The organism is Sanguibacter inulinus (assembly GCF_013415325.1).
Lineage (GTDB): Bacteria > Actinomycetota > Actinomycetes > Actinomycetales > Cellulomonadaceae > Sanguibacter > Sanguibacter inulinus.
On sequence record NZ_JACBYE010000013.1, the window covers coordinates 1 to 26,093 of the forward strand.

Genomic DNA, 26,093 nt, shown 5'->3' on the forward strand with positions numbered 1-26,093 from the left:
GTGACCACCAAGGTGGTCACCGCCGCTCTCTCTCGTGCTGTGTCGTGCTGTGTCGTGCTGTGTCGTGCTCGTCAGCGTCAGCGTCAGCGTCAGCGTCAGCGTCAGCGTCAGCGTCAGCGTCAGCGTCAGCGTCAGCCGAGATTCTCGATGCGGCCTCCGTCGGAGGACATGCTCGGGGCGAGCTCGTCCCCGGGTGTCCCGCTGTCGTGCCAGCGGAGCAGCGCGCCGACACCGTCGACGAGCGACAGCGACTCTGCCGGGACGAAGGTCAGGCCGGAGTCCTGACCGAGAGCAGCACGGACCAGCGCGATCGTCGCCGGCAGCTCGTGCTCGTCCGTCACGGCCCCGAGGTCCGCCAGGTCGTCGCGCGAGGCGGCGATCTGCAAGGGCTCGGCACCGACCCACACCGAGCGGCCGTCCAGCTCGGAGCCTGGCCCGTACTCGTCCGAGAGCAGCAGCTCCTTCACCTGGCCGCGTGCGAGGACCGCGATGACGTCGGCGAGACCGGTGACTCCCCCGGTGCTGCGACCGTGCTCGAGCCGGAACTCGTCGAGAACCTTCTCCCGGCGTTGGACGCGGAAGGCCTCCAGAGCCTCGGTGATGTTGGCCTCGAAGGCATCTTCGTTGACCCCGTGCCCGCGGGACCCGCCAGCGACGTCGACGACCAGCTCGGCCGTCTTCTTCTGGAGCGCTCCCTTGAGCAGTGCGACCGCTCGGACGTCTCCGCTGAGCAGCAGGACCTCCGGGCGGTGCGCAGCCACCTGACGGTCGACCTCGGCGGCGACGGCCTCGGCGTTGCGCTCCCAGGAGTCTTCCGCACGGGACTCGATGCGCTTGTGCGACAGCCCTCCCGAGCTCGCCTTGTTGACGACGTCGTGCCCGCCCTCGACAGACTCGTGCTCGGCGTACGGCAGATGTCCCCCGGCCTCGGACCACGTGAGGTCCGCACCGAGGCGGTCGACGACGATCCTCAGGTAGTCGACGGACTCGTCAGCGGCTCCTGCAGCCTGCAGCAGCGCAGGGAAAGGGCCGTAGGTGCCCTTCTGGACCGCGGGAGGCGTCTTGGTGACCCTGTCGACCAGCAGACCTGTCTCGTCGGCGACGACGACCCGACCGTGCGGACCACCGACCCGGGTCGGCCGGACGATCTCCTCGCCGATCGTGTCGAGCACGGGCGCCGTCGCACCGTCCTTCTCGAGCGATCTGCGGACGCTCTTCCACCTGTTCTCGACCTCGCGGTCGCCTTCGCCTGACCTCGTCGCGTCGATGTACACGGTGACGAACGGTCCGGGTGCGCCCAGCAGGGGCTTGAGCCAGTCGATCTTCATCCAGAGTCCTCGCAGCTGTCTCGTCGGGACGGACAGCCGCGGTCCGGGCTGCCCGGACGACCCAGTCTGTCGCACCTCACCCGGTCACGCCAGTGGCCAGGGGTGAGCACCAGACATGCACCGGTGGGCGGCCCGACACCCCCACGTCGAGACGTCCAGCAGGTGGGCACGGCAGCCACCAGGCACAGCGCGCAGCGGCACGCAGCCTGTCTGGGGCGCGCAGCGGCACGCAGCCTTCCTGGGTCGCGCCGCGAGACGCGGAGCCCTGACCGCACTGCTCGGACCAAACCGCGGGCCAACCAGGACCAGAGAACCCAGCCAGAACCGGGGCGGGCCAGCCGCGGTCAGGTCAGGAGAACGTGTCGAGCACAGTGTCCTGACCGCGCTCGGCGGCGATCGCAGCGTGCCGCCGGACGACCTCGCTGACGATGAAGGACCGGAACTCCTCGGCAAAACGCTGGTCGAGCCCAGCCTCCGCAGCGATCCGCCCGAGCCGCTCGATCTGCTGGCTCTCACGCAGCGGGTCGGCGGGGGCGACCCCACCCTGCGCCTTGAGCTCACCGACGCGCTCGGTGCACTTGAAGCGCTCAGCGAGCAGGTACATCAGCGACGCGTCGATGTTGTCGATGCTCCCCCGCAGCCGCAAGATCTCCGTGCGGATGCTCGGGTCCTGCGTGGGGTCGCTCGGCTGCTCGGTCACGCGCTCTTCTCGCGCGGGGCGTTCTTGCCGAGGTCCGTGCGTGGGACGAGCGTCGGGTAGACGTTCTCGAGGACGGCCTCACCGGTGACGACCACACGCTCGACGTCGTCGCGGCTCGGGACCTCGAACATCACCTGCTGGAGGACCTCTTCCATGATCGCGCGCAGACCTCGTGCGCCGGTCCCCCGGAGCAGGGCCTGGTCGGCGATCGCGGCCACGGCGTCGTCGGTGAACTCGAGCTCGACACCGTCGATCTCGAACATCCGCTGGTACTGCTTGACCAGGGCGTTGCGCGGCTCGGTGAGGATCCGCACGAGCGACGTCTGGTCGAGCGGGGTGACTGTCGTGATGACCGGGACACGCCCGATGAACTCGGGGATGAGCCCGAACTTCAGCAGGTCCTCGGGCATGACGTCACCGAAGGCGTCCGTCGCGTCAGCGGTGTGCAGCGGGGCACCGAAGCCGATGCCGTGCTTGCCGGCCCGCGACGAGATGATCTCGTCGAGCCCCGCGAAGGCTCCGGCCACGATGAACAGCACGTTCGTCGTGTCGATCTGGATGAACTCCTGGTGCGGGTGCTTGCGACCGCCCTGGGGTGGGACCGAGGCCGTCGTGCCCTCGAGGATCTTCAGCAGCGCCTGCTGGACGCCCTCGCCCGAGACGTCACGGGTGATCGACGGGTTCTCCGACTTCCGGGCGATCTTGTCGACCTCGTCGATGTAGATGATGCCCGTCTCGGCCTTCTTGACGTCGTAGTCCGCAGCCTGGATGAGCTTGAGCAGGATGTTCTCGACGTCTTCACCGACGTAGCCGGCCTCGGTCAGCGCTGTCGCGTCGGCGATCGCGAAGGGGACGTTGAGCATCTTTGCGAGGGTCTGCGCGAGATACGTCTTGCCGCAGCCCGTCGGGCCGATGAGCAAGATGTTCGACTTCGCGATGTCGACCTGGGCCGCGTCGTCTCCGACCGAACGGGCTCCCTCGCCCGCCTGGATCCGCTTGTAGTGGTTGTAGACGGCCACGGCGAGCGACCGCTTGGCGCCCTCCTGGCCGATGATGTACTGCTCGAGGAAGTCGAAGATCGCCCGCGGCTTGGGGAGCTCGACCATGCCGACCTCAGCCGCCTCGGTGAGCTCTTCTTCGATGATCTCGTTGCAGAGGTCGATGCACTCGTCGCAGATGTAGACCCCAGGGCCTGCGATGAGCTTCTTGACCTGCTTCTGGGACTTCCCGCAGAAGGAGCACTTCAGCAGGTCAGCGCCGTCGCCGATGCGTGTCACGCCGTCTCCTCCCGGGACCGCCCCGGTCGGGTGCGGATCATGGCATCCAGCCCACCCCGCTCACGTCCTCGGGACTGCTGGTCGAACATCTTCCATTGCACACCATCGGAGCGCCAAAGTCAGCATGGCGCTCCGACGGGTGCACGGTATCTCACCCCCGGCCGCTGCCGGGGTCACGCTCTCAGGGCTGGTCGGCCCTCGTCGTGGTCAGCCCTTGTTCTGGATCGCCGACTTGCGGCTCTCCAGGATGCTGTCGACCAGGCCGTAGTCGACGGCCTGCTGGGCCGAGAGGATCTTGTCGCGCTCGATGTCCTTGCGGACCTGCTCGACGTCCCGACCGGAGTGCAGTGCCAGGGTGCCCTCGAGCCACTCGCGCATGCGGATGATCTCGTTGGCCTGGATCTCGATGTCCGAGGCCTGGGCGTAGCCGCCACCCTCCATCGCGGGCTGGTGGATCAGCACGCGAGCGTTGGGGAGGGCCAGGCGCTTGCCCGGGGTTCCCGCGGCGAGCAGCACGGCGGCAGCCGAGGCGGCCTGCCCGAGGCAGACCGTCTGCACCTGGGAGGTGATGTACTGCATCGTGTCGTAGATCGCCGTCATCGCGGTGAAAGAACCACCGGGTGAGTTGATGTACAGGATGATGTCGCGGTTCGGCTCCTGGCTCTCCAGGACGAGCAGCTGCGCCATGACGTCGTCCGCCGAGGCGTCGTCGACCTGGACACCCAGGAAGATGATGCGGTCCTCGAAGAGCTTGCTGTACGGGTCCTGGCGCTTGATGCCGTAGGCCGTGCGCTCTTCGAACTGCGGGAAGATGTACCGCGACGACGGCGAGCCGTACGGCATCGCCACGCCGCCCGCACCAGCGAGACGCTGCGCGGTGCTGATGAACTGAGACTCGGTGCTCATGGGTCTACTCCTCAAAGGTCTTCAAGTGATGGGGGCGGAGCCGGCTCAGGAGCCGGTCGTGCCGCCGCCGCCGGCGACAGACCCGGCGTGGGTCACGACGTGGTCGATGAACCCGTACTCGAGCGCCTCAGGAGCGGTGAACCAGCGGTCGCGGTCGGAGTCGGTGTGGATCTGCTCGGTGCTCTTGCCCGTCTGCTCGGCGATCAGCTCGGCCAGCACGCGCTTCATGTGGAGGATGAGCTCCGCGTTGATGCGCACGTCCGTGGCCGTACCGCCGATGCCGCCCGAGGGCTGGTGCATCATGACGCGGGCGTGGGGCGTCGCGTAGCGCTTGCCCTTGGTGCCCGAGGACAGCAGGAACTGCCCCATCGAGGCGGCCATGCCCATCGCGACCGTCGCGACGTCAGGCTGGATGAACTGCATGGTGTCGTAGATCGCCATGCCCGCGGTGATCGACCCACCGGGAGAGTTGATGTACAGGAAGATGTCCTTCTCGGGGTCTTCCGCTGCCAGGAGCATCATCTGGGCGCAGATGGCGTTCGCGTTGTCGTCGCGCACCTCCGAGCCGAGCCAGATGATCCGCTCCTTGAGAAGGCGGTTGTAGATGCTGTCGTTCAGGCCCAGGCCTGCCACGTCTCCGCGGGCTGCCACTGGCATCTGCTCGTTCACGCGAACTCCTTCTTCGTGCTGCTGACCCTTGCTTGTTGTGACCCTAACGCGAGCCCCACCCGTGTTTCGTCCCGCACCGGGTCTGTTTCGCTTTGGGCGCACAGTGCTCGGTGCGTGCGGGGCTGCTGGTGGGCGAGCTCTCGCGGGGGCCGAGAGAGACGACAGGGCCCCGTCTCGCACGGAGACGGGGCCCTGCGGCCGGACCCTGCCAGGGGCCCTGAGGTGTGTCAGGCCTTGTCGGTCTCGACCGCGTCGGACTCTGCTGCCTCGGACTCTGCGGCGTCGGACTCGACGACCTCGGAGTCGGCGCCCTCGACGGCGGCGGTGCCAGCGGCCTCGACCGCAGCGTCGTCCTCGTCAGAACCGATGAACTCGGAGAGGTCGACAGCCTTGCCCTCACCGTCGACGACCTCGACCTGGCGCAGTGCCACGGCGAGAGCCTTCGAGCGTGCGACCTCGCCGACCATGGCCGGGATCTGGCCGTTCTCGTCGATGGTCTTGATGAAGGTGTTCGGGTCCATGCCGTACTGACGGCTCGCGTTGACGAGGTAGTCGAGGAGCTCGTTCTGAGCGACCTTGATCTCGAGCTTCTCGGCGAGGATGTCGAGCACGATCTGGTTCTTCAGGGCGACCTGCGTCTGCTCGGTCACCTCGGCGCGGTGCTCGTCGTCCTCGAGGCGGCCTTCGCCCTCGAGGTGACGGACGACCTCGGCCTCGATGACGCCTGCAGGCAGCGGCACCTCGGCCTTGGTGAGCTCCTCGAGGAGGAGGTCACGGGCCTGGACGGCCTGGTTGGACTGCTTCACGCCGGCGGCCTGCTCGCGCAGGTCGGCCTTGAGCTCGTCGATCGTGTCGAACTCGCTCGCGAGCTGCGCGAAGTCGTCGTCGATCTCGGGGAGGTCGCGCTGCTTCACAGCGGTCGCGACGACGGTGATGCTGGCGTCCTGGCCCTCGTGCTCGCCACCGGCGAGCGGTGCGACGAAGGTGGTGGTCTCGCCGGCCGAGAGACCCGTGAGCGCCTCGTCGAGGCCCTCGAGCATGTTGCCCGAGCCGATCTGGTACGACACGCCGGAGACGTTGTCGACCTCGTCGTCGCCGACGGTGGCCTTGAGGTCGATGACGACGAAGTCGCCCTCGGCCGCGGGGCGGTCGACACCGACGAGGGTGCCGAAGCGCTCACGGAGCGAGTCCAGGCGACCGTCGACGTCGTCGTCGGTGACCTCGACGTCGTCGACCGCGACCTTGATGGACGACAGCTCGGGGAGCTCGACCTCGGGGCGGACCTCGACCTCGGCGGTGAAGTGGAGCTCTCCACCCTCGGTCTCGAGCTCGGGGACCTTCACGACCTGCACGTCGGGCTGGCCGAGCGGACGGATGTCCGTCTCCGACACGGCCTGGCGGTAGAAGCCGGACAGCGACTCGTTGATCGCGTGCTCAAGCACGGCCCCACGGCCGACGCGCTGGTCGATGATGCGTGCAGGCACCTTGCCCTTGCGGAATCCGGGGACGGAGACCTGCTCGGCGATGTGCTTGTACGCGTGATCGATGCTCGGCTTGAGCTCGTCGTACTCCACCTCGACGGTCAGCTTGACCTTGGTCGGGTCCAGGGTCTCGACGGCGCTCTTCACTTCGATGATCTCCAACTGCTCGATGGCATGCCGATAGCCCGGCACGAACGTTACTGAGGTTCTCGTGCGTCCTCGCGGCCAACCGCTCGGCGACTGGCTGGGCCGTCACCGCAGAGGGACCGCGTCTCGCGAGCCATACTCGCCCACGAGCAACCTGAAGATCGTACGCCACGGACGGCGCGAGGACATAGCAGAGGTCCTAGAGGGGCCCGTGGGCGCGGAGCCGGGCCGCGGAGGATGACGGCGGCGGGGAGGCGGCACGTCGATCGCGACGGAGGACCGCGGCACGAGTCGAGTTCTCCAGCGCCGGGGTCCTCCGCTGCGAGTCGGGGTGACAGGATTCGAACCTGCGACCTTCCGGTCCCAAACCGGACGCGCTACCAACCTGCGCCACACCCCGCGGGCACCGCTGGGCGGCGCACGCTCGGCCAAGCATAGACGGCGTCGGGAGTGGTCGGCACACCGGCAGCGCGACGCCTTCGCCGAGCCGGGACCGACGCTGGTCCAGAGGCCGTGCGACCTCGGCGCTCGTCGTCCGAGCCGTCGTGCGCAGCATCCGCAGCACTCCGCGGCAGACGAGCGAGGGCGCCTTCAGCAGGAGCCCACCGACCTGTCCGACCGAGCGCGACCAGGGTGTCGTCTGTCTCAGCGGCGTGGGCCCTGCCGCGTGCGATCCACCCCTGATCCTTTGCTAGGGTGTCTGTCGCAGGTTCGTTCCGGACCGCTCAGTTCTTCCGTGCAGACGTTGGACCTCTCCGTGAGGATCAGCCGGCCGAGCGGTCGAGCAAGGAGCCCGGATCAGAACCGTGCGGGCGTAGCTTAGTGGTAAAGCCTCAGTCTTCCAAACTGATGATGCGAGTTCGATTCTCGTCGCCCGCTCCGACAGCACGATCCTCATCAGCATGATGAAGCCCCCGTCCTCACTCCGAGGACGGGGGCTTCATGCATCTGTCGGGTGTCAGCCCGGGTGGTCGAGGCAGAGCTCGTCCTCGAGCCTCGTCCCCACCTCGTAGGCCGAGATCGTGTCGGGCACCACCAAGAGCTCGTGCGCCTTGGCGTTGCCGTGCAGGCGCCACGCCTCGCAGATGTCGGCCTGCTTCTCTTCGCCCAGGTCGAACCACTCCGAGTCGAAGGTCAACCGCCACAGGTCGCGAGAGCTCGGTTGAGGCTGACGTGTCGGTCGCGGCCTCGGGTCCCGCGCGGCGTCGATCCGTTCTTGCTTGGTCGAAGGTTCTGGCGCCGGGTCTGCGGTGATCTCGACAGAGACCGAGGGCGACGGTGTGCCCGCACCGATGGGCAGGGGCTCCCTCGCGCTCCCGGCCGCCGAGCAGGCGCTCGTGAGGGCGACGACAGAGGCGAGGGCGACGGCGGTCGCAGTGCGGTGCTTCATGGGTCCCCTGGGTTCGTGACGGTCCCCCGAGAGTACCGACCGCGAGCCGCCCGCCTGGAGACGAGCGCGCACGCGGCCCTCCGGCCTGGAGCACCCCCGGGGCTCCGGGCGGGCCGTGCACCTCCCCTTTCACCCGCCCCTCGTCAGACCACCGGGCGGCACACCGTTGCACCCCACCTGCACTGTCGATACAGTCGCTCGGGCAGGCCAGGGTCGGCTGGCGTCCTCGACGTCAGCGCCCGACAGGCCGCTCAGGGACGACGAGGGGGAGGCACGGTGCGCGAGCGCAGCACGACGAGCCTCCGGACCCTGACGTCCGAGCCTGCCGCGCACCCGCGGCTCCGCGGTCACGGCGCGCACTGCGGCCGGGCGGTCTCCTCCCCCTGCTGTCTGCAGTGTCTCTAGAGCGCTGATCCCTGCCCACAGCCGGGCCGATCACCGCTCGTCTCCCGTGCCTCTGGCGATCCTGCCGGCGGTCCACCCGCACGAGGCACCCCGCGCCTCCCACGCCGCGGCGGGCCGTGACCCGGGTCCCCCGACCGCTCGACCTGGGGTCCACCGGGGCCACCCGGTAGCCGATATCCAGGCAGCACCTCTGCACCTTCAGAACCTCCCGTACCCCACCCGCAGCTCCGCCCCGGCGGACCGTTCAGAAGAGGACCTCATGGCACGCATCTACGACGACGTCACCCAGCTCATCGGCAACACCCCGCTCGTCCGCCTCAACAAGCTCACCGAGGGCGTCGGCGCGACCGTCGTCGCCAAGCTCGAGTACTACAACCCCGCGAACTCGGTCAAGGACCGCATCGGTGTCTCGATCATCGACGCGGCCGAGGCGTCGGGGGCGCTCAAGCCTGGTGGGACCATCGTCGAGGCCACCTCGGGCAACACCGGCATCGCGCTCGCCTTCGTCGGCGCAGCCCGCGGCTACGACGTCGTCCTCACCATGCCGGAGAGCATGTCGAAGGAGCGTCGCGCCCTGCTGCGCGCCTACGGCGCCGAGCTCATCCTCACCCCTGCGGCCGAGGGCATGAAGGGCGCTGTCAACAAGGCCAACGAGGTCGCTGCCGAGCGCCCTGGGTCGATCCTCGCGAGCCAGTTCGCCAACGAGGCCAACCCGGCCATCCACCGTGCGACCACGGCCGAGGAGATCTGGGCCGACACCGACGGCGAGATCGACATCTTCGTGGCCGGCATCGGCACGGGTGGCACCATCACCGGCGTCGGGCAGGTGCTCAAGGAGCGCAAGCCCGAGGTCAAGATCATCGCCGTCGAGCCCGCCGAGTCGCCGATCCTCAACGGCGGGCAGCCCGGGCCTCACAAGATCCAGGGCATCGGGGCCAACTTCGTCCCCGACATCCTCGACACGACCGTCTACGACGAGGTCTTCGACGTCGACGCCGAGACCTCGGTCGCGGTCGCCCGCCGTGCCGCGAAGGAAGAGGGGCTCCTCGTGGGCATCTCCTCCGGCGCTGCGATCCACGCCGCGCTCGAGATCGGCAAGCGCCCGGAGAACGACGGCAAGCTCATCGTCGTGATCGTGCCGTCCTTCGGGGAGCGCTACCTCACGTCGATCCTCTACGCGGACCTGCTCGACTGAGCCCAGCCCGCCCGGCCAGCTGCGTCCTCGCACTGACGCGGCAGGCCTGCTGCACCAGGTCCCGTGCACGCCCGTCGGCGCGCACGGGACCTCTTCGCCTCTGACGACCCAAGGACTCTCATGTCACGCCTCACCGCCGCCTGGACGCTGCTCCGCGAAGACCTCCAGGTCGCACGCGACCGCGACCCGGCTGCCCGCAGCTCGCTCGAGGTCGCCCTGGCCTACCCCGGGGTCCACGCCGTCTGGGCGCACAGGGTGACCCACCGGATGTGGCGCAACCCGGCACTGCGCCTGCCGGCCCGGCTGCTCTCGCAGGCGACGCGCTCGGCGACAGGCATCGAGATCCACCCGGCGGCGACCATCGGCCGTCGGCTGTTCATCGACCACGGCATGGGTGTCGTCGTCGGCGAGACGTCGGTCGTCGGTGACGATGTCACCCTCTTCCACGGCACCACCCTCGGTGGACGCTCGATGACCCACGGAAAGCGGCACCCCACGATCGGCGACAGGGTGGTCGTCGGCGCGGGGGCGAAGGTGCTCGGCGCCGTCACGGTCGGTCACGACGCGCAGATCGGCGCGAACGCCGTGGTCGTGAAAGACGTCCCGGACGGCACCGTCGCCGTCGGCGTCCCGGCGGTCGTCAGGGGGCGCCCCGCGGCGTCCCCGGGGGTCGACTACTGCGAAGACCCTGCGATCTTCATCTGAGACAAGGGCGGCGAGCGGGACCGCGAGGTCCTCGAGCCGTGCAGGATCATGTCCTCCGGTCACGCGGTCCACCAGCACGCCGGTGCACGAGTTCGCGGGTCGCGGGTCCACCGCGCCGCCCGCCAAACCTCCAGACCTCCAGACCTCCAGACCTCCAGACCTCCAGACCTCCAGACCTCCAGACCTCCAGACCTCCAGACGTACGGTCAGCCAGGCGGACGCCACACATCTCACTTGTGCTAGTTGCGATAGAACAACTACTGTTGCGTCATGCTCTTCCGCATCGACCCGACAGCCGGCGAGCCGCTGTTCGCCCAGCTCGCGACCCAGGTGCGCCTCGGGGTCGCACGCGGCGACCTCGCCGTCGGCGAGAGGCTGCCCTCGGCCCGTGAGCTCGCCACCTCGCTCGACCTCAACGTCCACACGGTCCTGCGCGCCTACCAGGACCTTCGCGACGACGGGCTGATCGACCTGCGTCGCGGACGCGGGGCCGTCGTGACGGAGCGCGCCGGCGCCGACTTCGCGACGCTCCGCGACGCCGTCGCCGCCGTCGCCGCCGAGTCCCGCGCCCTGAACCTCTCACCCGAGACCACGCTCGCCCTGCTCAAGGAGGCCCTCTCATGACCACCGCCCGCAGCACCCGACCAGGGCCCGTCCAGCATCGGGGGTCGACCACTCTCCTCGGGCTGGTCCTACCTCTCGTCATCCTCGTGGCGGGCGCGGGCGTCGCAGCATCCTGGCGTGACGAGCTGCCCGCACGCGTCGCGACCCACTGGGGCAGCGACGGTCCTGACGGCTTCAGCTCGCTGAGCACGCTGCTCGTCGGCACCGTCGCGGGGTGCGCAGTCCTGGTGGCCGCGTTCTGGGCCTTCGCCTTCTGGGCCGGGCGCGTCCGCAACCTCCGGCAGCTCGCGGTCGGTCTGAACGTCGGGGTCGCCACACTCGTCGCCGCCCTCACAGTCGGCACCCTCGCCCCGCAACGAGGCCTGACCGACGGGTCTGAGGTCGGGGGCGTCGGACTCGCCATCACCGTGGCAGTCGTCGGTGCTCTCGCGCTCGGGCTGCTCGTCGCGCTCGTGCTCCCCCGTGACGAGCCCTCCCCCGAGACCGACAGACCTCGCGACGACGTCCCGCGCATCCCTCTCACCGCAGACGAGCGGGCCGTGTGGGTCCGCAGGACCTCGAGCTCGACGGGGATGGTCATCACGCTGCTCGCCGCCGTGCTCGTCGCAGCAGCCGTCACGACAGCAGGGACCTGGGGCCTGCTGGCCGTCCCGGTCGCCCTGGTGCTGCTGAGCCTGGCGATGTTCTCGTGGATCGTGACAGTCGACGTCACCGGGCTCACCGTCCGCTCGACCCTCGGTGTGCCGCGCAAGCACCTGCCCGTCGACGAGATCGTGGACGCGACGGTCGACGACGTGGTCCCGCTGCGCGACTTCGGCGGCTACGGGTGGCGGACGTCGACCGACGGACGGACCGGCGTGGTCATCCGCGGGGGCGAGACCCTCGAGGTGCGGTCGACCGGTGGCCGCCGCTTCGTCGTCACGGTCGACGACGCCGCGACCGCAGCGGCGCTGCTCAACGCCTTCGCCGACAGGCACCGCGCGGCCCGTCCGGCCGGGACTCCTGAGAGCACCGCCGAAGAGAGCTAGGCTCGCTGGGTCCTACCCCCTCACCGTCGAGGAGACGCATGCGCATCGGACTGCACACCGGATACTGGTCGGCCGGCCCCCCTGAGGGCATGGCCGAGGCCGTGGTCGAGGCAGACGCCCTCGGCGTCGACTCCGTCTGGACCGCCGAGGCCTACGGCTCGGACGCCCTCACCCCGCTCGCCTGGTGGGGTTCGAGGACGGAGCGGATCCGGCTCGGTACGGCCGTCGCGCAGATCTCGGCCCGGACCCCGACGGCCACGGCGATGGCCGCACTGACCCTCGACCACCTCAGCGGCGGTCGCTTCGTGCTCGGTCTCGGCGTCTCCGGCCCGCAGGTCGTCGAGGGCTGGTACGGCCAGCCCTACCCGCGTCCGCTGGCCCGGACCCGCGAGTACGTGGACATCGTGCGTCAGGTGCTGCGTCGCGAGGCCCCGGTCACGGCCCCTGGCCCGACCTACCCGCTCCCCCTCGACGAGAGCACGGCCGGCGGGCGCCCCGTCACAGGCTTCGGCAAGGCGCTCCGCTCGACGGTCCGTCCGCTGCGCGCCGACCTGCCGATCCACCTCGCCGCAGAAGGCCCCAAGAACATCGCGCTCGCCGCGGAGATCGCCGACGGGTGGCTCCCGCTGTTCTACGCCCCACGCCTCGACCACGAGTTCCGTGAGCTCCTCGACGACGGCTTCGCGCGGCGCGGACCCGGGCTGAGGCCTGCGGCGGACTTCGAGGTCTCGGCGACGGTGCCTGTCGTCGTGCACGACGACCCGGAGCAGGCTGCCGACCAGGTCCGGCCCTTCATCGCGCTCTACGTCGGCGGCATGGGGGCGAAGGGCGCCAACTACCACCGCAACGCTGTCGACAGGCTCGGCTACAGCGAGGCGGCGGACGAGATCCAGGCGCACTACCTCGCGGGCGACCGCGAGCGCGCCGCAGCAGCCGTGCCGCGCGAGCTGGTGGACGACATCGCGCTGGTCGGCTCGTCCGAGAGGATCCGCGAGCGGCTGGCGCTGTGGGAGCAGACCGCGGTGACGACTGTCGTGGTCCAGGGCGACGCCGCGGCGCTGCGGGCGGTCATGGCTGCTGCCTGAGGGGCTCAGAGCGACCAGGCCGGCTGGTTCTGGCGCCGCCGGGCCCGTCGGGGTGGCGACGTCTGACCGCTTCTGCCAGGCACAGTGCCGTCGTAGCAGACTCGAGCCGCGCGCAGGTCTCGGGCGGTCCGGTGTCAGACGGACTCGGACCCCGATCCCGCACTCAGGTCCATCTGCTCGTCCCAGTCCACCCGGGCGGCTCGGAGGTCGACGCGCGAGCCGTCGGGGACGAGAGGGCACCCCTCGTCGCGCAGCAGGTCTAGCGCACGCGTGACGTGGTGGGCCGGTGGCCTCCCCTGCGCGTTGACCACGCGCCACCACGGGACCGCCCCGCCGGAATCGCGCAGCGCAGCGCCGACCTGGCGAGGTCCGCCGCGGCCGAGCCGTCGCCCGACGACCTCGGCCACGTCGCCGTAGGTCGTCGCCGACCCGCGCGGGACCGTCTCGACGACGTCGAGCACGCTCTCCAGGTACTCCTCGTCCACCCGCACAGACTACGCACCGTAAAACCCTGGCCCCTGTCGGTGGCCGCTGGCAGAGTCGAGGCATGGCACTCCCCGACGGCTACACCCAGATCCAGCTGCCCGAGTCACGACGCGACGAGCTCATCGAGCTCGACCACTGGACCTTCCCGTCCCCGGTCGACCCCGCAGAGTCCAAGAAGCTGCCGCTGCCGCTGACCTGGGAGCGGACCCGTGGGGTGATCGTCGAGACCCCCGACCCTGACGCCGTCCCCATCGACGGGGCCGTCCCGGTCCGGCAGAGCCTCGCGGCCATCCACTCGTCGTACCCCTTCAGCAGGTTCCCCGTCCCGGGCGCCGAGATCCCTGTCGCCGGTCTCACCTGGGTGGGCGTCCACCCTCAGCACCGTCGCCGCGGCATCCTCTCGGCGATGATCGACCAGCACTTCGCCGACTGCGTGGAGCGGGGTGAGACTGTCTCGGCTCTCTTCGCCGCCGAGGCCGCGATCTACGGCCGCTTCGGCTACGGCCTGGCCGCCCAGGACCTGCGGCTCACCGTCCCCCGCGGGGCGACGCTCCGTCCTGTCGCGGGCTCGGAGGACCTCACCGTGAGGATCGAGACGCTCGACCCCGCCGTCCACGGCGAGCTCGTGAGCGACCTGCACGCCCGCGCCGGACGGCAGCCCACCCCGGCATCGGGCATCAACAGGCCCGGGTGGGCGACCCGCGAGACCGACGAGCTGAGGACCGTCCACCTGGACGACCCCGCAGCCTTCCGCAACGGGCGCGAGCCGCGACGCATCGTCGTCGTCGAGTCGGACGGTGAGCCCCGGGGCTACACGACCTTCCGACGCAAGGTCGACTGGGGTCACACCGGTCCCCGCGGCACGGTCTCGACGGGCGAGGTCGTCGGGCTCGACCCTACGGCCACGCACAGGCTGTGGTCGACGATCCTCGACCTCGACCTCACGCACGAGATCGAGCCGTTCATGATCCCCCTCGACGACCCGATCGCCTCGCTGCTCGTCGACCCTCGGGCGGCAGCACCGAAGATCGCCGACAACGTCTGGGTGAGGATCGTCGACGTCCCCGGTGCGCTCGCCGCACGGACGTACACGACCGACCTCGACCTCGTCCTGCACGTCACCGACCCGCGACTGCCGACCAACGAGGGGTCCTGGCGGCTCACCGCGACAGCCTTCGGGCCCGCGACGGTGGTGCGGACCGACGACGCACCCGACCTCAGCCTGTCGGTGACAGAGCTGGGCGCTGCGTATCTGGGTGGCACGTCGCTCGCCGCCCTGGCGAGCGCGGGCCGCGTCGAAGAGCACACAGACGGTTCCCTGCTCCGCGCGGCGTCGGGCTTCGGGTGGCCCGTGGCACCGGTCTGCAGCTGGGTGTTCTGAGCGGAGGTCTCACCGGGTCACCGAGTCACCGAGTCACCGAGTCACCGAGTCACCGAGTCACCGAGTCACCGAGTCACCGAGTCACCGAGTCACCGAGTCACCGAGTCACCGGGTCACCGGGTCACCGGGTCACCGGGTCACCGGGTCACCGGGTCACCGGCGATCGTCGCGCTGACAGCTCGGGCACCAGAAGAGGTTGCGGCCTGCCATGTCTGATCGTGCGATCTCGGTCCCGCAGACCCGGCACGGCAGACCGTCGCGCTGGTACACGTAGAAGGACTCGTCGCGCGGCACAGCACCAGGAGCGGCATCGGTGTTCTGGCGCACGGCCCGACGGCCTCGCGGCGGCGGAGCGCCTGCTCCGTCGCCGCGGTGCTCGGGGCGTGTCGTGACGATCGCGCCGATCGCAGCGCCGTCGGCCATGAGGACGACGAGGTCGTCCCAGATCTCGTGGAGCACTTCGCTCGGCACGTCTCGCCCCGGGGTCGTCGGCGACTGACCGGCCCTGAACAGGGCCTCGGCGCGGTAGATGTTGCCGACGCCCGCCACGACGTCCTGGTTCATCAGCAGGAGACCTACGGCCGACCGCGACCTGCGGACCGCCGAGACGAACCGTTCCGGGTCGGCGTCGCTGCGCAGAGGGTCGGGCCCCAGACGCCGCTGGACCGCGAGCGCCGCCTCCGGGGAGATGACCTCGCAGGCTGTCGGCCCGGTCAGGTCGGCGACGGCGTGGGCCGAGAGGATCCGCACGCGGACTGCTCCGCGAGGGTCGGGGGGCTCCCACACGTCCAGGTCTGCGTCGTCGCCCAGTGCGTCGTCGTCTCCAGCGCCCGCGATCCGGGACACGCTTCCCAGGGCACCGGAATCGCTCCGCCGGGTACTGGTCACGCCTGCCCGGGCACCGGTCGTGCTCCCCTCAGGAGCGGCGGCGGCGAGCACGGTCTCGCGCTCCCCCACCCTCTTACGCGGGGCACCGATGGCATGAGAGACCTCGGCGCTGCCGTCGCTCGCGAAGGTCCACGACCCGTAGAGCCCTAGGTGCACGCGCACCCACCGGAGGCCGTCTGCGAGGCCAGGGGCGCTCGGGCTGTGGTCGGCCGGCCCGAGCCCGAGGAACATCTGCTTGCCGACGGCCTCGGCCGCGTGCAGCACGAGGCCGTCGACGAGCGCCGCACCGGCGGCGAACCTGCCCTGAGGGCTGGACACCTCGACAGCCTGGCCACCGAAGACCTCACCGAAGGTGCGGGCGAGCCTGTGGACCGTGTGCCCCTCAGGCACGAGACCCCCCGGTCGCCGAAGACCGCCGACCTCGTGAGGCCACGAGCAGTCGGCGGTCCGGTCCGGCGGTGCAGTCCCCCACCAGGATCAGCGTGCGGCCTCGTAGGCGGCGAGCTGGTCGATCCGGCGCTGGTGGCGCGGGTCGCCGCTGAAGGGCTCCGCGAGGAAGGCGTCGACGAAGGACGCCGCCTCGGCCACGGTGTGCTGGCGCCCGCCGACGGCGACGACGTTCGCGTCGTTGTGCTGGCGGCCCAGCCGAGCAGTGTCGAGGTTCCAGGCGAGCGCAGCCCGGACCCCGGGCACCTTGTTGGCCGCGATCTGCTCTCCGTTGCCGGAGCCGCCGATCACGACGCCGAGGCTGCCCGGGTCGGCCACGACGGCCTCGCCGGCCGCGAAGCAGAAGGACGGATAGTCGTCGAGGGCGTCGTACTCGTGGGCACCGTGGTCGACGACGTCGTGACCGGCGGTCGTCAGGTGCTCGACGAGGAAGCTCTTGAGCTCGTAGCCGGCATGGTCTGAAGCGATGTGAACGCGCATGCTCACATCATGCCGCAACTTCAGCTCCAGCCCTCGACCTTGGACAGGTTGACGATGTAGGCGCGGGTGCTGCGCTCGCCGGGCACGACGGCGCGGACGGTCTCCGCGCCGACGGCGTCGGGTGCGTGGACGAGGAGCGCGAAGGGCGGCGAGCCGGGGAAGACCGTCTCGGCAGGGATGGCGACCTCGGGCTTGGACAGCTTGGAGACGAGAGTCTTCGTCAGCTGCTTGGACCCCGCCTTGTCGAGGGTGCTGACCTGCTGCGCGACGCCCGCCATCCAGCGTGAGACCTCCTCGGACCCGAGGTGCGCCGGCACGATGACCTGGGGCACGACCTGGGAGTTGTTGGCCGCGAAGCGGAACGGCAGACCGAGGGCCTTGGCGACGTAGCCGTCGCGGGAGTACGCGGCGAAGGCGGCCTCGGTCCGCTTGCCGCGGGTCAGCTTGGAGACGACGAGCATGATGATCGCGAGCGGGATGAGGATGATCGGTCCCCACACGTAGGCGACGAGCATCGGGTCGGTGCTGAAGTTCTCCCCCGTTGTGGAGAAGAACACCTCGAAGAACCTGTCGCCGCCCGCGTCGTACTCGCTCATGGTGCGGAACACGCTGACCAGGTTGTAGGCGAGCAGGGCGAGGCCGATGACGAGCAAGACGCCGAAGGCCTTCGCTGCGGCGCTCGACGGCGCCACGGCCTTCTGGAACCCCTGCGCGTCCGAGAGCTGACGGACGACGGGGTCGGGTGCGGTCCAGGGGGTGAGGGTCTGCATGAGATGTCCTTCGTGAGTCGGGGGGAGGTGTCCGGCGAGCGCCGATGAGCACCTCGCAGGATCAGAGGACCACAGGTGGGGTGCGTCGCGCTGCGATCTGGGCCCCCGGACCGTGGGCACCTCTCCCCATCCCCATGCGGCGCGGCCCCGACGGCGCGGCCCCGACGACGCCCTGCGCGAACGTCGAGGCGCCTGAGGGGTCGAGCGGGTCGGCGACGGATAGCCTGGACCGATGACGACGAACGAGCACACACCAGCCCAGGAGCAGGACCTGCGACCTCCGGCGACGTCCGGGATCGACGTGACGGCCCTGGACCCCGAGGTCCGCCCGCAGGACGACCTGTACAGGCACGTGAACGGCCGCTGGATCGCCAGCCACGAGATCCCCGCCGACCGTGCCTCCGACGGCGCGTTCCGCCAGCTGCACGACGAGGCCGAGGCCCACGTGCGGCAGATCATCGAAGAGCTCGGCGGACGTGACGACCTGAGCGGCGAAGAGGCCCAGATCGGTGCGCTGTACGCGAGCTTCATGGACACCGCGACGGTCGAGGCAGCCGGGGTCGACCCGCTCCAGCAGGACCTCGCGCTCGTCCGCGGCGCGACCAGCCAGCCCGAGCTGACCGGGACCCTGGGTGCGCTCCAGCGCACAGGTGGCGCAGGGGCCTTCGGGTTCTGGGTCGACAACGACGCCAAGGACCCCGAGAAGTACGTCGTGTACCTGTACCAGGCGGGCCTCGGCCTCCCGGACGAGTCGTACTACCGCGAGGAGAAGTACGCCGAGACGCGTGAGGCCTACCGCAGCCACGTCGCGCGCATGCTCGCGCTCTCGGGCGCGTACACCACCGACTCTGCGCCCACCGCCGCCGACACCGTGCTCGCCCTCGAGACGAAGCTCGCCGGGCACCACTGGGACGTGGTCCGCGACCGCGACTCCGAGCTCACGTACAACCCCACCACGCTCGCCGCCCTCGCCGAGTCCGCACCCGGGTTCGACTGGCGCGCCTGGGCCCTCGCCGTCGGGGCCCCCGAGGGTTCGCTCGACCAGGTCGTCGTGCGCGAGCCCGACTTCTTCACGGGCTTCGCCGGGCTGTGGGCCACCGAGCCCGTCGAGGACTGGAAGGCGTGGATCGTCTACCACCTCGTCAGCGCCCGCGCCCCGTACCTGACCGACGAGCTCGTCGAGGCGAACTTCGACTTCTACGGCCGGACGCTCTCCGGAGCCCAGGAGGTCCGCGAGCGGTGGAAGCGTGGTGTGTCCCTCGTCGAGGGCGCCCTCGGCGAGGCCGTCGGCAAGGTCTACGTCGACAGGCACTTCCCGCCGACGCACAAGAGCCGCATGGACGTGCTCGTCGCGAACCTCATCGAGGCGTACCGCCAGTCGATCACCCAGCTCGACTGGATGGGCCAGGAGACCAAGGCGAAGGCTCTGGCAAAGCTCTCGGCCTTCACCCCGAAGGTCGGCTACCCCGTCCGCTGGCGCGACTACTCGGCGCTCGTCGTCGACGCGGCCGACCTCGTCGGCAACGTGCGGCGCTCCAACGCTGTCGACCTCGACCGCGAGCTCGCCAAGATCGGGAAGCCGATCGACCGCGACGAGTGGCACATGACCCCGCAGACGGTCAACGCGTACTACAACCCGTCGATGAACGAGATCGTCTTCCCGGCCGCGATCCTGCGTCCGCCGTTCTTCGACCCCGAGGCCGAGGACGCCGCCAACTACGGCGGCATCGGCGCGGTGATCGGTCACGAGATCGGGCACGGCTTCGACGACCAGGGGTCCAAGTACGACGGCTCGGGCCGCCTCGAGGACTGGTGGACGGGCTCTGACCGTGCCGAGTTCGAGAAGCGCACCGCTGCTCTCGTCGAGCAGTACGACGCCTTCCACCCCGCCCAGCTCGACGCGGACCGCACGGTCAACGGCGCGCTGACCATCGGTGAGAACATCGGCGACCTCGGCGGGCTGTCCATCGCGCTCAAGGCCTACGAGATCTCCCTCGGGACCGAGCTGTCCGGCGCACCTGTCGTCGACGGGCTCTCGGGCGCCGAGAGGGTGTTCTTGTCCTGGGCGCAGGTGTGGCAGACGACGATGCGCGACGAGGCGATGATCCAGCGCCTCGCGACCGACCCGCACTCCCCCGCAGAGTTCCGCTGCAACGGCGTCGTGAGCAACCTCGACGAGTTCCACACCACCTACAACGTGCAGCCTGGCGACGCGCTGTACCTCGCTCCCGAGGACCGCGTCCGCATCTGGTGACCTTGAGCGCACCGCTGCCCCTCGCAGCGGTGCGCCGCACCAGCAGCAGCACGAGCACCAGCAGCAGCACGAGGAGAGCCCTCACCGCAGCCCGTCGAGACGGGTCGTGGTGAGGGCTCTCCTCGTGCCTGCGTACTGCGTGCGTCTGTCGCAGGGCCCTGGGGGTCAGCCTCTGAGACTCGGGTCCCTGGGGTCAGGCCCCTGAGACGCCCGCGCGGGCCAGCACGAAGCCGTCCCCGGTCGTGGAGTCCGTGCAGCGCATCCCGGACTCGGTGCTCTCGCAGACGAAGTTGTTGACCTCGCTCGTCGCACCGTAGTCGAGCACGGCGACGTCGGGCCCGGCCTCGGTGGGCTTCTCGGCATCGGGGACGCACGGGGTCGAGACACCGGCCGAGGTGAGCTCGACCACGTGACCGACTGTGCCCTCGCACCCGGCGACGGGTGCGGGCTCGGCCGCGAGAGAGGCGATGCCGCAGCGCACGCCCACGGGGACGATCGAGCAGGTGATGTTGCCGGTCGGGGACGCGATCACGGTCGCCTCGGCGGGGTCGATCTCGAGGGTGGGTGACGGGTCCGGCTCGGCCGGGTCCGCAGGGGCGTCGGTGGCCCCGGCAGAGGCTTCCGACGTAGGCGCCGACGAGGCGCCGTCGTCGGCGTCCGAGCCGGACGACCCGCCCAGGAGGAGCCAGGCGGCCCCCGCGACGAGCAGGACGTCGAACGCGATGAACACGACGAGCCAGGGTGGCAGCCTGCGCTTCCCCGGGGTGCTCCGCGGGGCGGAGGTCGGCGTGGTTCCTGCCATTCGATGGTCTCCTCACGTGTGGTCTGCGGGAGCGACGGACCGTCCCCGCACAGGGCAGCATGTCACGTCACCCTGGGGATGTCCCGCCCCCGGAGCCCGCAGCGCAGGACCCCGAGGGCCGCCCCGACGAGCGCAGATCAGGCTCGTGCGAGGCGCTCCAGGCAGGCCCACCCGTGGGGCTCGAGACGCAGCGTGACCCCGTCAGAGGCCAGGTCACCCGCGCCTGCCAGCCAGGTCACCGGCACGTCGAGCACGATCTCGACAGGCGCGTCGTCGGTGCTCAGCGCGATCTCGAGGGCGTCCTCTCCCGACGACGACACGTAGGTCATCACCGTGTCGGAGATCACGCGCACCTCGGTCCGCGCCCTGTGCAACCACGGGTGCCGTCGGCGGATCCCCACGAGCTCACGGTGTAGCGCGAAGGCCCTGTTTGCGTCGAGCTCGGGGTCGCTCGGCGGAGAAGCCGCGAGCTCGGGCCTGACCGCGTCGTCGCCCCCTGCTCGGTCTTCCTTGACGCCTTCGAGCCCCAGCTCGTCGCCCGCGTAGATCGTCGGAGTCCCGGCGACAGTGAACAGGACGACCAGCGCGTGCGCGAGGTGCCGGGGGTCGTCGAGGCGGCTGGCGATCCTCGTCGTGTCGTGGTTGCCCACGAAGGTCGCCGGGGCGAAGGTCTCGGCGAAGCCGGAGTGGCGGCGCAGCGCGTGGTCGAGCTCGTAGGCGTTGCGGTCGTTGAGGGAGCTCCAGACCGCCTTCCACAGCTCGTACTGCGTGACCGAGTCCATGCCGGACTCGGCGACCACGGCCGGGTAGTCGCCGTGGATCACCTCGCCCAGCACGTAGGTGCCGGGGTGGCGCCTGCGCACCTCGGTGAGCACGGGAGCCCAGAAGGCCGGGGGCACGGCGTACGCGGCGTCGAGCCGCCAGCCGTCGACACCGCGGTCGCCCCAGTAGCCCATCACCTCGACGACGTGCTCGGCGACGGCCGGGTTCGAGTGGTCGAGGGCGACGAGGGCCGAGTGCCCCTCGAAGTCGTCGTGCGTCGGAGCACCGCCGTCGTCGGGCCAGCGGAGCCTGAACCAGGCTGCCGACTCCGAGCCGGGGCCGCTCACCAGCGCATCCTGGAACCTCGCGAAGTCTTGCCCGACGTGGTTGAACACCCCGTCCAGCACGACCCTGAGACCGCGTGCGTGGGCCGCGTCGACGAGCGCCACGAGATCGGCCTCGTCACCCAGGCGTGGGTCGACCCGGAAGTGGTCGACGGTGTCGTAGCCGTGCGTCGAGGACGCGAAGACCGGGCCGAGCAGGATCCCCGAGGCGCCGAGGACGACGGCGTGGTCGAGCCACGGCACGAGCCTGTCGAGCCTGTGCTGGACGGCCTCGCCCGCCTCGGCAGCCGTGGGCTCGGCGCCGACGGCACCGAGCGGGTACACGTGCCAGAAGATCGCGTGCTCGACCCAGTCCGGAGGGCGGGTCATCGCAGGTCCTCGGCCGCATCCGCAGGTGCGGCCGCCTGGGCCGCCGGGCCGTCGAGAGGCGGAACCTCGGGCGCGACCCACCGGGTCACCGTGATCTCGCCGGTCTCCTGGTCCCGGACCGACAGCTGGAGCGACTCGAGGAGCACGAGGACGTCGACGGCGTCGCGCCCGTGCGGGCGCAGCTCGCCGTCAGCCCCGACCAGCCCGGTGACCCGGCCGGTGATCTTCACGTCCCCGACCATCGACCCGTCCCCGGGGTTGGAGTGGATGACGCAGCGCGGGTCACCGGCGAGGTCAGCGCCCTTGGGCGAGCGCAGGACGACCGGTACCAGCAGCTCGCCGTGACGGATCTGCACGGCGGACCCGCTGACGCGGGGTGCACCGCTCACGGTCATGGTCGCCAGGACGTGCCGCTCGCTCGCGGCGAAGCGCCCGGCGACCGCTGCGGCCAGTTCGGGCGCGTCGCTCGCGAGGGTCGACCACGGGGCTGCCGGGACCTCGCGCAGACGCGCGGAGGCCCGGCCGCCCCCGCCCAGGGAGGCACGGGGAGCCGGGAGACCGAGGTGGACTGCGGGGCTCAATCGAAGACCGGTCCCTGCGTCCGGGTGCGCTTGAGCTCGAAGAAGCCCGGCGTCCCGGCCACGAGCACGCAGCCGTCCCACAGGCGACCGGCGGCCTCGCCCTTCGGTGCCGGGGTCACGACGGGACCGAAGAACGCGACGTCTCCGAAGGCGACCACCGGGGTGCCGACGTCTTCGCCGACCCTGTCGATGCCCTCCTTGTGGGAGGCCCGCAGCTCGGTGTCGTAGCGGTCCGACGTGGCGGCCTCGGCGAGCGACGCCGGGAGCCCGACCTCGTCGAGCGCCTCGAGGATCACGGCCTCGAAGTCTTCACGGGCACCCGGGTGCAGGCGCGTGCCGATCGCGTCGTAGAGCGGCTTGACGAACTGCTCGCCGTGCTCGATGCGCGCCGCGGTGACCACGCGCACGGGGCCCCAGCCCTTGGACATGAGCTCGGCGTACTTCTCGGGCAGGTCCCGCCCCTCGTTGAGGACCGACAGGCTCATCACGTGCCACCGGACGGTGATGTCGCGGACCTTCTCGACCTCGCCGATCCAGCGAGACGTCATCCACGCCCAGGGGCACAACGGGTCGAACCAGAAGTCGGCGGTCTGGGTGGTGGTCTGCTCGGTCATGTCGCTCCGGTTCGTCGGGGTGGGCACCGTGGCCGGTGCCGCCTGCGGGCTGGGTCGTGCTGCTGGGGTCGTGCTGCTGGGCTCGTGCGTGCTGGGCTCGTGCGTGCTGCGGTCGTGCTGACGGCTCGGGACGCCGCCCTGACCGACGGTCGGCGGGCACCGGCGAAGACCGGGCCCACGTGTCGTCGACCAGTGACAACGTCTGCGACGAGCCGTCGATTCCCGCTCGAGCCGTACCCAGGTCTGGCTCTCGACGGTACCGACACCTGACGCGTCTGTCGCCTGCGACGCGGGCCCCTGGCGTGACATGATCGTCCTTGGCCGCATCAGGCCCACCCACCAGGTGCCCGGACCTGCCTCGGCGCGCTCACCAGCCCCTCCGCAGCCTGCCGGCACCGCATCCCCCGAGGAGGCGTCCGTGCCCGGACAGAACCTGACCCGCGTTGAAGCGACCACCCGCGCCGGCATCGTCGCGGTCGACTCGTACGTGATCGACCTGGACCTCACGATCGGTCCCGAGACCTTCCGGTCGACCACCGAGGTCCGGTTCACCGCGCAGGCCGGCTCGGCCACCTTCATCGACCTGGTCGCCCCGACGGTCCACGAGGTCACCCTCAACGGGCAGAGCCTCGACCCCGCGGCCGTCTTCGCCGACTCCCGGATCCAGCTCGACGGGCTCGCCGCGGAGAACACGCTGCGCGTCGTCGCCGACGCCGCGTACACGAACTCGGGCGAGGGTCTGCACCGCTTCGTCGACCCCGTCGACGGCGAGGTCTACCTCTACACGCAGTTCGAGGTCCCCGACGCCCGCCGCGTCTTCGCGGCCTTCGAGCAGCCGGACCTCAAGGCCACCTTCCAGTTCACGGTCACCGCGCCGTCCGCGTGGGAGGTCGTCTCCAACTCCCCCACGCCCGAGCCCGTCCCGGCCGGCGAGGGCACCTCCACGTGGTCCTTCGAGCCGACCCAGCGCATCTCGACGTACATCACCGCGATCGTCGCCGGTCCCTACGTGGTCCAGCGCTCCGAGCTCACCAGCAGCGACGGCCGGGTCATCCCGCTCGGTGTGTTCTGCAGGGCCTCGCTCGCCGAGCACATGGACGCGGACTACGTGTTCGAGAAGACACGCCAGGGCTTCGCCTTCTACGAGGAGAAGTTCCAGTACCCCTACCCCTTCCCCAAGTACGACCAGCTGTTCGTCCCCGAGTTCAACGCCGGGGCCATGGAGAACGCCGGCTGCGTGACCTTCACCGAGACCTACGTGTTCAGGTCCAAGGTGACCGACGCGATCAAGGAGCGCCGGGTCGTCACGATCCTGCACGAGCTCGCGCACATGTGGTTCGGCGACCTCGTCACCATGAAGTGGTGGAACGACCTGTGGCTCAACGAGTCCTTCGCGGAGTGGGCCTCGACCCTCGCGACAGCCGAGGCCACCGAGTGGACGCAGGCGTGGACCACCTTCGCCGCGATGGAGAAGTCCTGGGCCTACCGCCAGGACCAGCTGCCCTCGACGCACCCGATCGTCGCGACCATCAACGACCTCGAGGACGTCCAGGTCAACTTCGACGGCATCACCTACGCCAAGGGCGGTTCCGTCCTCAAGCAGCTCGTCGCGTGGGTCGGCATCGACGCCTTCATGGCCGGTGTCGCGAGGTACTTCGCCAAGCACGAGTACGGCAACACCGAGCTCGTCGACCTCCTCACCGAGCTCGAGACCACGAGCGGCCGTGAGCTCGGCTCCTGGTCCGCGCTGTGGCTCGAGACCGCGGGCGTGAACACGCTGCGTCCCGAGATCACCGTCGACGAGGCGGGCGTCGTCACGTCCTTCGCCGTCCTGCAGTCCGCCCCGGCCGACTACCCGACGATCCGCCCGCACCGTCTCGCGATCGGGTACTACGACATCGACGCCTCGGGCGCGCTCGTGCGCACCCACCGTGTCGAGCTCGACGTCGACGGCGAGCGCACCGAGGTGCCCGAGCTCGTCGGCCGCGCGCGCCCCGACCTCGTCCTCCTCAACGACGACGACCTCGCCTACGCCAAGATCCGCCTCGACGAGGCCTCGCTGGCCGTCGCGATCGCGCACCTCGCGAAGATCCAGGACCCGCTCGCGCGCTCCCTCGTCTGGGGCTCGGTCTGGGACGCGACCCGCGACGGCGAGACCCCTGCGAGCGACTACGTGGACCTCGTGCTCGGCAACATCGCGACCGAGACCGAGTCGACGACCATCCGCACGACCCTCGCCCAGCTCGCGCTCGCCGCGCGCAGCTACGTCGCACCCGCGACCCGTCCGCAGACGGTCGAGACCGTCGGCAACAGGCTGTGGATCCTCGCGCAGGCCGCCGAGGCCGGGTCGGACGCCCAGTTCCAGTTCATCAAGTACTTCGCGGCCGTCGCCAGCTCTGCGGCGCACACGACGACGCTGCGGGGGCTCCTCGACGGATCGGTCACCCTCGACGGTCTGACGATCGACACCGACCTGCGCTGGGAGATCCTCGACGGGCTGGTCCTCTCCGGGGCCGCCACGGCCGACGAGATCGACGCCACGCTCGCCGAGGACAACACCTCGAACGGCCAGCAGTCGGCAGCGCGGGCCCGCGCGACGATCCCGACGGTCGAGGGCAAGCGTGCCGCCTTCGACTCTCTCGTCGAGTCCGACACCGCGCCGAACGCGATCGTCCGCTCGACCACGATCGGCTTCGGCCACGTGAACGACCCCGAGGTCCTCGCGTCGGTCGTCGAGCCGTACTTCGCGGCGATCGAGGGGCTGTGGGAGAGCCGCAGCTACCACATCGCCGAGACGCTCGTCGAAGGGCTCTACCCGGCGGCCCTCGCCGACGAGCGCCTGCGCGACGCGACCCAGGCGTGGCTCGCAGCGCACCCCGACGCCGCTCCCGCGCTGCGTCGTCTCGTGGACGAGTCCCTCGCCGGGGTCGAGCGCGCACTGCGCGCCCAGGCTGTCGACGCGGCTCGCTGACGAA

The 26,093-nt window shown here is 70.4% G+C and carries 23 protein-coding genes and 2 tRNA genes; 9 read left to right on the plus strand and 16 right to left on the minus strand.

Annotated elements, in window-relative coordinates:
* Positions 1-131 precede the first annotated feature (131 nt).
* The 7 genes from HZZ10_RS07230 to HZZ10_RS07260 form a co-directional block, all read right to left on the minus strand.
* Positions 132-1,328: a baeRF2 domain-containing protein gene (locus HZZ10_RS07230; protein WP_179913004.1), complete on the minus strand. Its 1,197-nt coding sequence runs from the start codon at positions 1,326-1,328 to the stop codon at positions 132-134.
* 349 nt (positions 1,329-1,677) lie between these two features.
* Positions 1,678-2,028 (minus strand): chorismate mutase, encoded by a 351-nt coding sequence (locus HZZ10_RS07235; RefSeq protein WP_082543828.1) that lies wholly within the window; start codon positions 2,026-2,028, stop codon positions 1,678-1,680.
* On the minus strand, positions 2,025-3,305 hold the full coding sequence (gene clpX / locus HZZ10_RS07240; RefSeq protein ID WP_179913005.1) for an ATP-dependent Clp protease ATP-binding subunit ClpX: 1,281 nt from the start codon (positions 3,303-3,305) through the stop codon (positions 2,025-2,027). The genes HZZ10_RS07235 and clpX overlap by 4 nt, the downstream gene beginning before the upstream one ends.
* Before the next feature lie 207 nt (positions 3,306-3,512).
* On the minus strand, positions 3,513-4,211 hold the full coding sequence (locus HZZ10_RS07245; RefSeq protein WP_056129813.1) for an ATP-dependent Clp protease proteolytic subunit: 699 nt from the start codon (positions 4,209-4,211) through the stop codon (positions 3,513-3,515).
* A gap of 45 nt (positions 4,212-4,256) precedes the next feature.
* Positions 4,257-4,880, minus strand: coding sequence for an ATP-dependent Clp protease proteolytic subunit (locus HZZ10_RS07250; protein ID WP_056129811.1), 624 nt, complete (start codon positions 4,878-4,880; stop codon positions 4,257-4,259).
* Positions 4,881-5,107: 227 nt separating this feature from the next.
* Complete coding sequence (tig, locus tag HZZ10_RS07255; protein WP_179913047.1) at positions 5,108-6,508, minus strand: trigger factor; 1,401 nt, start codon at positions 6,506-6,508, stop codon at positions 5,108-5,110.
* Between the two features lie 326 nt (positions 6,509-6,834).
* Positions 6,835-6,908: transfer RNA gene (locus HZZ10_RS07260), tRNA-Pro, on the minus strand.
* Positions 6,909-7,316: 408 nt separating this feature from the next.
* Here HZZ10_RS07260 and HZZ10_RS07265 point away from each other — a divergent pair.
* A tRNA-Gly gene (locus HZZ10_RS07265) sits at positions 7,317-7,387 on the plus strand.
* A gap of 79 nt (positions 7,388-7,466) precedes the next feature.
* Here HZZ10_RS07265 and HZZ10_RS07270 read toward each other — a convergent pair.
* On the minus strand, positions 7,467-7,898 hold the full coding sequence (locus HZZ10_RS07270; protein ID WP_179913006.1) for a hypothetical protein: 432 nt from the start codon (positions 7,896-7,898) through the stop codon (positions 7,467-7,469).
* 664 nt (positions 7,899-8,562) lie between these two features.
* On the opposite strand from HZZ10_RS07270, the gene cysK reads away from it, so the two are divergent.
* The 5 genes from cysK (at position 8,563) to HZZ10_RS07295 (ending at position 12,940) form a co-directional block, all read left to right on the plus strand.
* Positions 8,563-9,498 carry a cysteine synthase A gene (gene cysK, locus HZZ10_RS07275; RefSeq protein WP_179913007.1) on the plus strand — a complete coding sequence of 312 codons (936 nt, stop codon included), beginning with the start codon at positions 8,563-8,565 and terminating at the stop codon, positions 9,496-9,498.
* A 120-nt stretch (positions 9,499-9,618) separates the two neighbouring features.
* Positions 9,619-10,203, plus strand: coding sequence for a serine O-acetyltransferase EpsC (epsC, locus tag HZZ10_RS07280; RefSeq protein ID WP_179913008.1), 585 nt, complete (start codon positions 9,619-9,621; stop codon positions 10,201-10,203).
* Positions 10,204-10,473: 270 nt separating this feature from the next.
* Positions 10,474-10,827, plus strand: a complete 354-nt coding sequence (locus HZZ10_RS07285) for a GntR family transcriptional regulator (RefSeq protein WP_056129804.1) — start codon at positions 10,474-10,476, stop codon at positions 10,825-10,827.
* On the plus strand, positions 10,824-11,855 hold the full coding sequence (locus tag HZZ10_RS07290; RefSeq protein ID WP_179913009.1) for an SdpI family protein: 1,032 nt from the start codon (positions 10,824-10,826) through the stop codon (positions 11,853-11,855). The genes HZZ10_RS07285 and HZZ10_RS07290 overlap by 4 nt, the downstream gene beginning before the upstream one ends.
* 38 nt (positions 11,856-11,893) lie before the next feature.
* Positions 11,894-12,940, plus strand: a complete 1,047-nt coding sequence (locus HZZ10_RS07295) for an LLM class F420-dependent oxidoreductase (protein ID WP_179913010.1) — start codon at positions 11,894-11,896, stop codon at positions 12,938-12,940.
* 134 nt (positions 12,941-13,074) lie between these two features.
* Here HZZ10_RS07295 and HZZ10_RS07300 read toward each other — a convergent pair whose 3' ends face one another.
* On the minus strand, positions 13,075-13,425 hold the full coding sequence (locus tag HZZ10_RS07300; RefSeq protein WP_235533848.1) for an MGMT family protein: 351 nt from the start codon (positions 13,423-13,425) through the stop codon (positions 13,075-13,077).
* Between the two features lie 62 nt (positions 13,426-13,487).
* Here HZZ10_RS07300 and HZZ10_RS07305 point away from each other — a divergent pair, with 62 nt between their 5' ends.
* Positions 13,488-14,807, plus strand: a complete 1,320-nt coding sequence (locus tag HZZ10_RS07305; RefSeq protein ID WP_179913011.1) for a GNAT family N-acetyltransferase — start codon at positions 13,488-13,490, stop codon at positions 14,805-14,807.
* A 153-nt stretch (positions 14,808-14,960) separates the two neighbouring features.
* Here the strand turns inward: HZZ10_RS07305 and HZZ10_RS07310 are convergent, their stop codons facing one another.
* From HZZ10_RS07310 to HZZ10_RS07320, 3 genes are all read right to left on the minus strand, one after another.
* On the minus strand, positions 14,961-16,085 hold the full coding sequence (locus HZZ10_RS07310; protein WP_179913012.1) for an Fpg/Nei family DNA glycosylase: 1,125 nt from the start codon (positions 16,083-16,085) through the stop codon (positions 14,961-14,963).
* Positions 16,086-16,172: 87 nt separating this feature from the next.
* Positions 16,173-16,622 (minus strand): ribose-5-phosphate isomerase, encoded by a 450-nt coding sequence (locus tag HZZ10_RS07315; protein WP_056130824.1) that lies wholly within the window; start codon positions 16,620-16,622, stop codon positions 16,173-16,175.
* 20 nt (positions 16,623-16,642) lie between these two features.
* The gene (locus tag HZZ10_RS07320; protein ID WP_056129785.1) at positions 16,643-17,392 is read right to left on the minus strand and encodes a hypothetical protein; all 750 of its coding nucleotides are present in this window, start codon (positions 17,390-17,392) and stop codon (positions 16,643-16,645) included.
* A gap of 232 nt (positions 17,393-17,624) precedes the next feature.
* Here HZZ10_RS07320 and HZZ10_RS07325 point away from each other — a divergent pair, with 232 nt between their 5' ends.
* Positions 17,625-19,646 (plus strand): M13 family metallopeptidase, encoded by a 2,022-nt coding sequence (locus HZZ10_RS07325; protein WP_179913013.1) that lies wholly within the window; start codon positions 17,625-17,627, stop codon positions 19,644-19,646.
* Between the two features lie 193 nt (positions 19,647-19,839).
* Here HZZ10_RS07325 and HZZ10_RS07330 read toward each other — a convergent pair whose 3' ends face one another.
* The 4 genes from HZZ10_RS07330 to HZZ10_RS07345 all read right to left on the minus strand — a co-directional run bounded on the left by HZZ10_RS07330 (position 19,840) and on the right by HZZ10_RS07345 (position 23,118).
* Entirely contained in the window at positions 19,840-20,448 is a 609-nt protein-coding gene (locus tag HZZ10_RS07330; protein ID WP_179913014.1) for a flagellar basal body-associated FliL family protein, read from the minus strand.
* Positions 20,449-20,585: 137 nt separating this feature from the next.
* Positions 20,586-21,923, minus strand: coding sequence for an alpha-amylase family protein (locus HZZ10_RS07335; protein ID WP_179913015.1), 1,338 nt, complete (start codon positions 21,921-21,923; stop codon positions 20,586-20,588).
* On the minus strand, positions 21,920-22,504 hold the full coding sequence (locus HZZ10_RS07340; RefSeq protein WP_179913016.1) for a hypothetical protein: 585 nt from the start codon (positions 22,502-22,504) through the stop codon (positions 21,920-21,922). Before HZZ10_RS07340 ends, HZZ10_RS07335 begins: the two co-directional genes overlap by 4 nt.
* Positions 22,501-23,118, minus strand: a complete 618-nt coding sequence (locus HZZ10_RS07345) for a mycothiol-dependent nitroreductase Rv2466c family protein (RefSeq protein ID WP_056130820.1) — start codon at positions 23,116-23,118, stop codon at positions 22,501-22,503. The genes HZZ10_RS07340 and HZZ10_RS07345 overlap by 4 nt, the downstream gene beginning before the upstream one ends.
* Before the next feature lie 418 nt (positions 23,119-23,536).
* Between HZZ10_RS07345 and pepN the strand changes: the two genes are divergently transcribed.
* The gene (gene pepN / locus HZZ10_RS07350; RefSeq protein WP_179913017.1) at positions 23,537-26,089 is read left to right on the plus strand and encodes an aminopeptidase N; all 2,553 of its coding nucleotides are present in this window, start codon (positions 23,537-23,539) and stop codon (positions 26,087-26,089) included.
* Positions 26,090-26,093 lie beyond the last annotated feature (4 nt).

Bases quoted from the DNA above. Each gene is read 5' to 3' on its own strand.
- HZZ10_RS07230 (WP_179913004.1), bottom strand. From the start codon at position 1,328: ATGAAGATCGACTGGCTCAAGCCCCTGCTGGGCGCACCCGGACCGTTC.
- HZZ10_RS07245 (WP_056129813.1), bottom strand. From the start codon at position 4,211: ATGAGCACCGAGTCTCAGTTCATCAGCACCGCGCAGCGTCTCGCTGGT.
- HZZ10_RS07270 (WP_179913006.1), bottom strand. From the start codon at position 7,898: ATGAAGCACCGCACTGCGACCGCCGTCGCCCTCGCCTCTGTCGTCGCC.
- cysK (WP_179913007.1), top strand. From the start codon at position 8,563: ATGGCACGCATCTACGACGACGTCACCCAGCTCATCGGCAACACCCCG.
- epsC (WP_179913008.1), top strand. From the start codon at position 9,619: ATGTCACGCCTCACCGCCGCCTGGACGCTGCTCCGCGAAGACCTCCAG.
- HZZ10_RS07285 (WP_056129804.1), top strand. From the start codon at position 10,474: ATGCTCTTCCGCATCGACCCGACAGCCGGCGAGCCGCTGTTCGCCCAG.
- HZZ10_RS07290 (WP_179913009.1), top strand. From the start codon at position 10,824: ATGACCACCGCCCGCAGCACCCGACCAGGGCCCGTCCAGCATCGGGGG.
- HZZ10_RS07295 (WP_179913010.1), top strand. From the start codon at position 11,894: ATGCGCATCGGACTGCACACCGGATACTGGTCGGCCGGCCCCCCTGAG.
- HZZ10_RS07305 (WP_179913011.1), top strand. From the start codon at position 13,488: ATGGCACTCCCCGACGGCTACACCCAGATCCAGCTGCCCGAGTCACGA.
- HZZ10_RS07315 (WP_056130824.1), bottom strand. From the start codon at position 16,622: ATGCGCGTTCACATCGCTTCAGACCATGCCGGCTACGAGCTCAAGAGC.
- HZZ10_RS07320 (WP_056129785.1), bottom strand. From the start codon at position 17,392: ATGCAGACCCTCACCCCCTGGACCGCACCCGACCCCGTCGTCCGTCAG.
- HZZ10_RS07325 (WP_179913013.1), top strand. From the start codon at position 17,625: ATGACGACGAACGAGCACACACCAGCCCAGGAGCAGGACCTGCGACCT.
- HZZ10_RS07330 (WP_179913014.1), bottom strand. From the start codon at position 20,448: ATGGCAGGAACCACGCCGACCTCCGCCCCGCGGAGCACCCCGGGGAAG.
- HZZ10_RS07335 (WP_179913015.1), bottom strand. From the start codon at position 21,923: ATGACCCGCCCTCCGGACTGGGTCGAGCACGCGATCTTCTGGCACGTG.
- HZZ10_RS07345 (WP_056130820.1), bottom strand. From the start codon at position 23,118: ATGACCGAGCAGACCACCACCCAGACCGCCGACTTCTGGTTCGACCCG.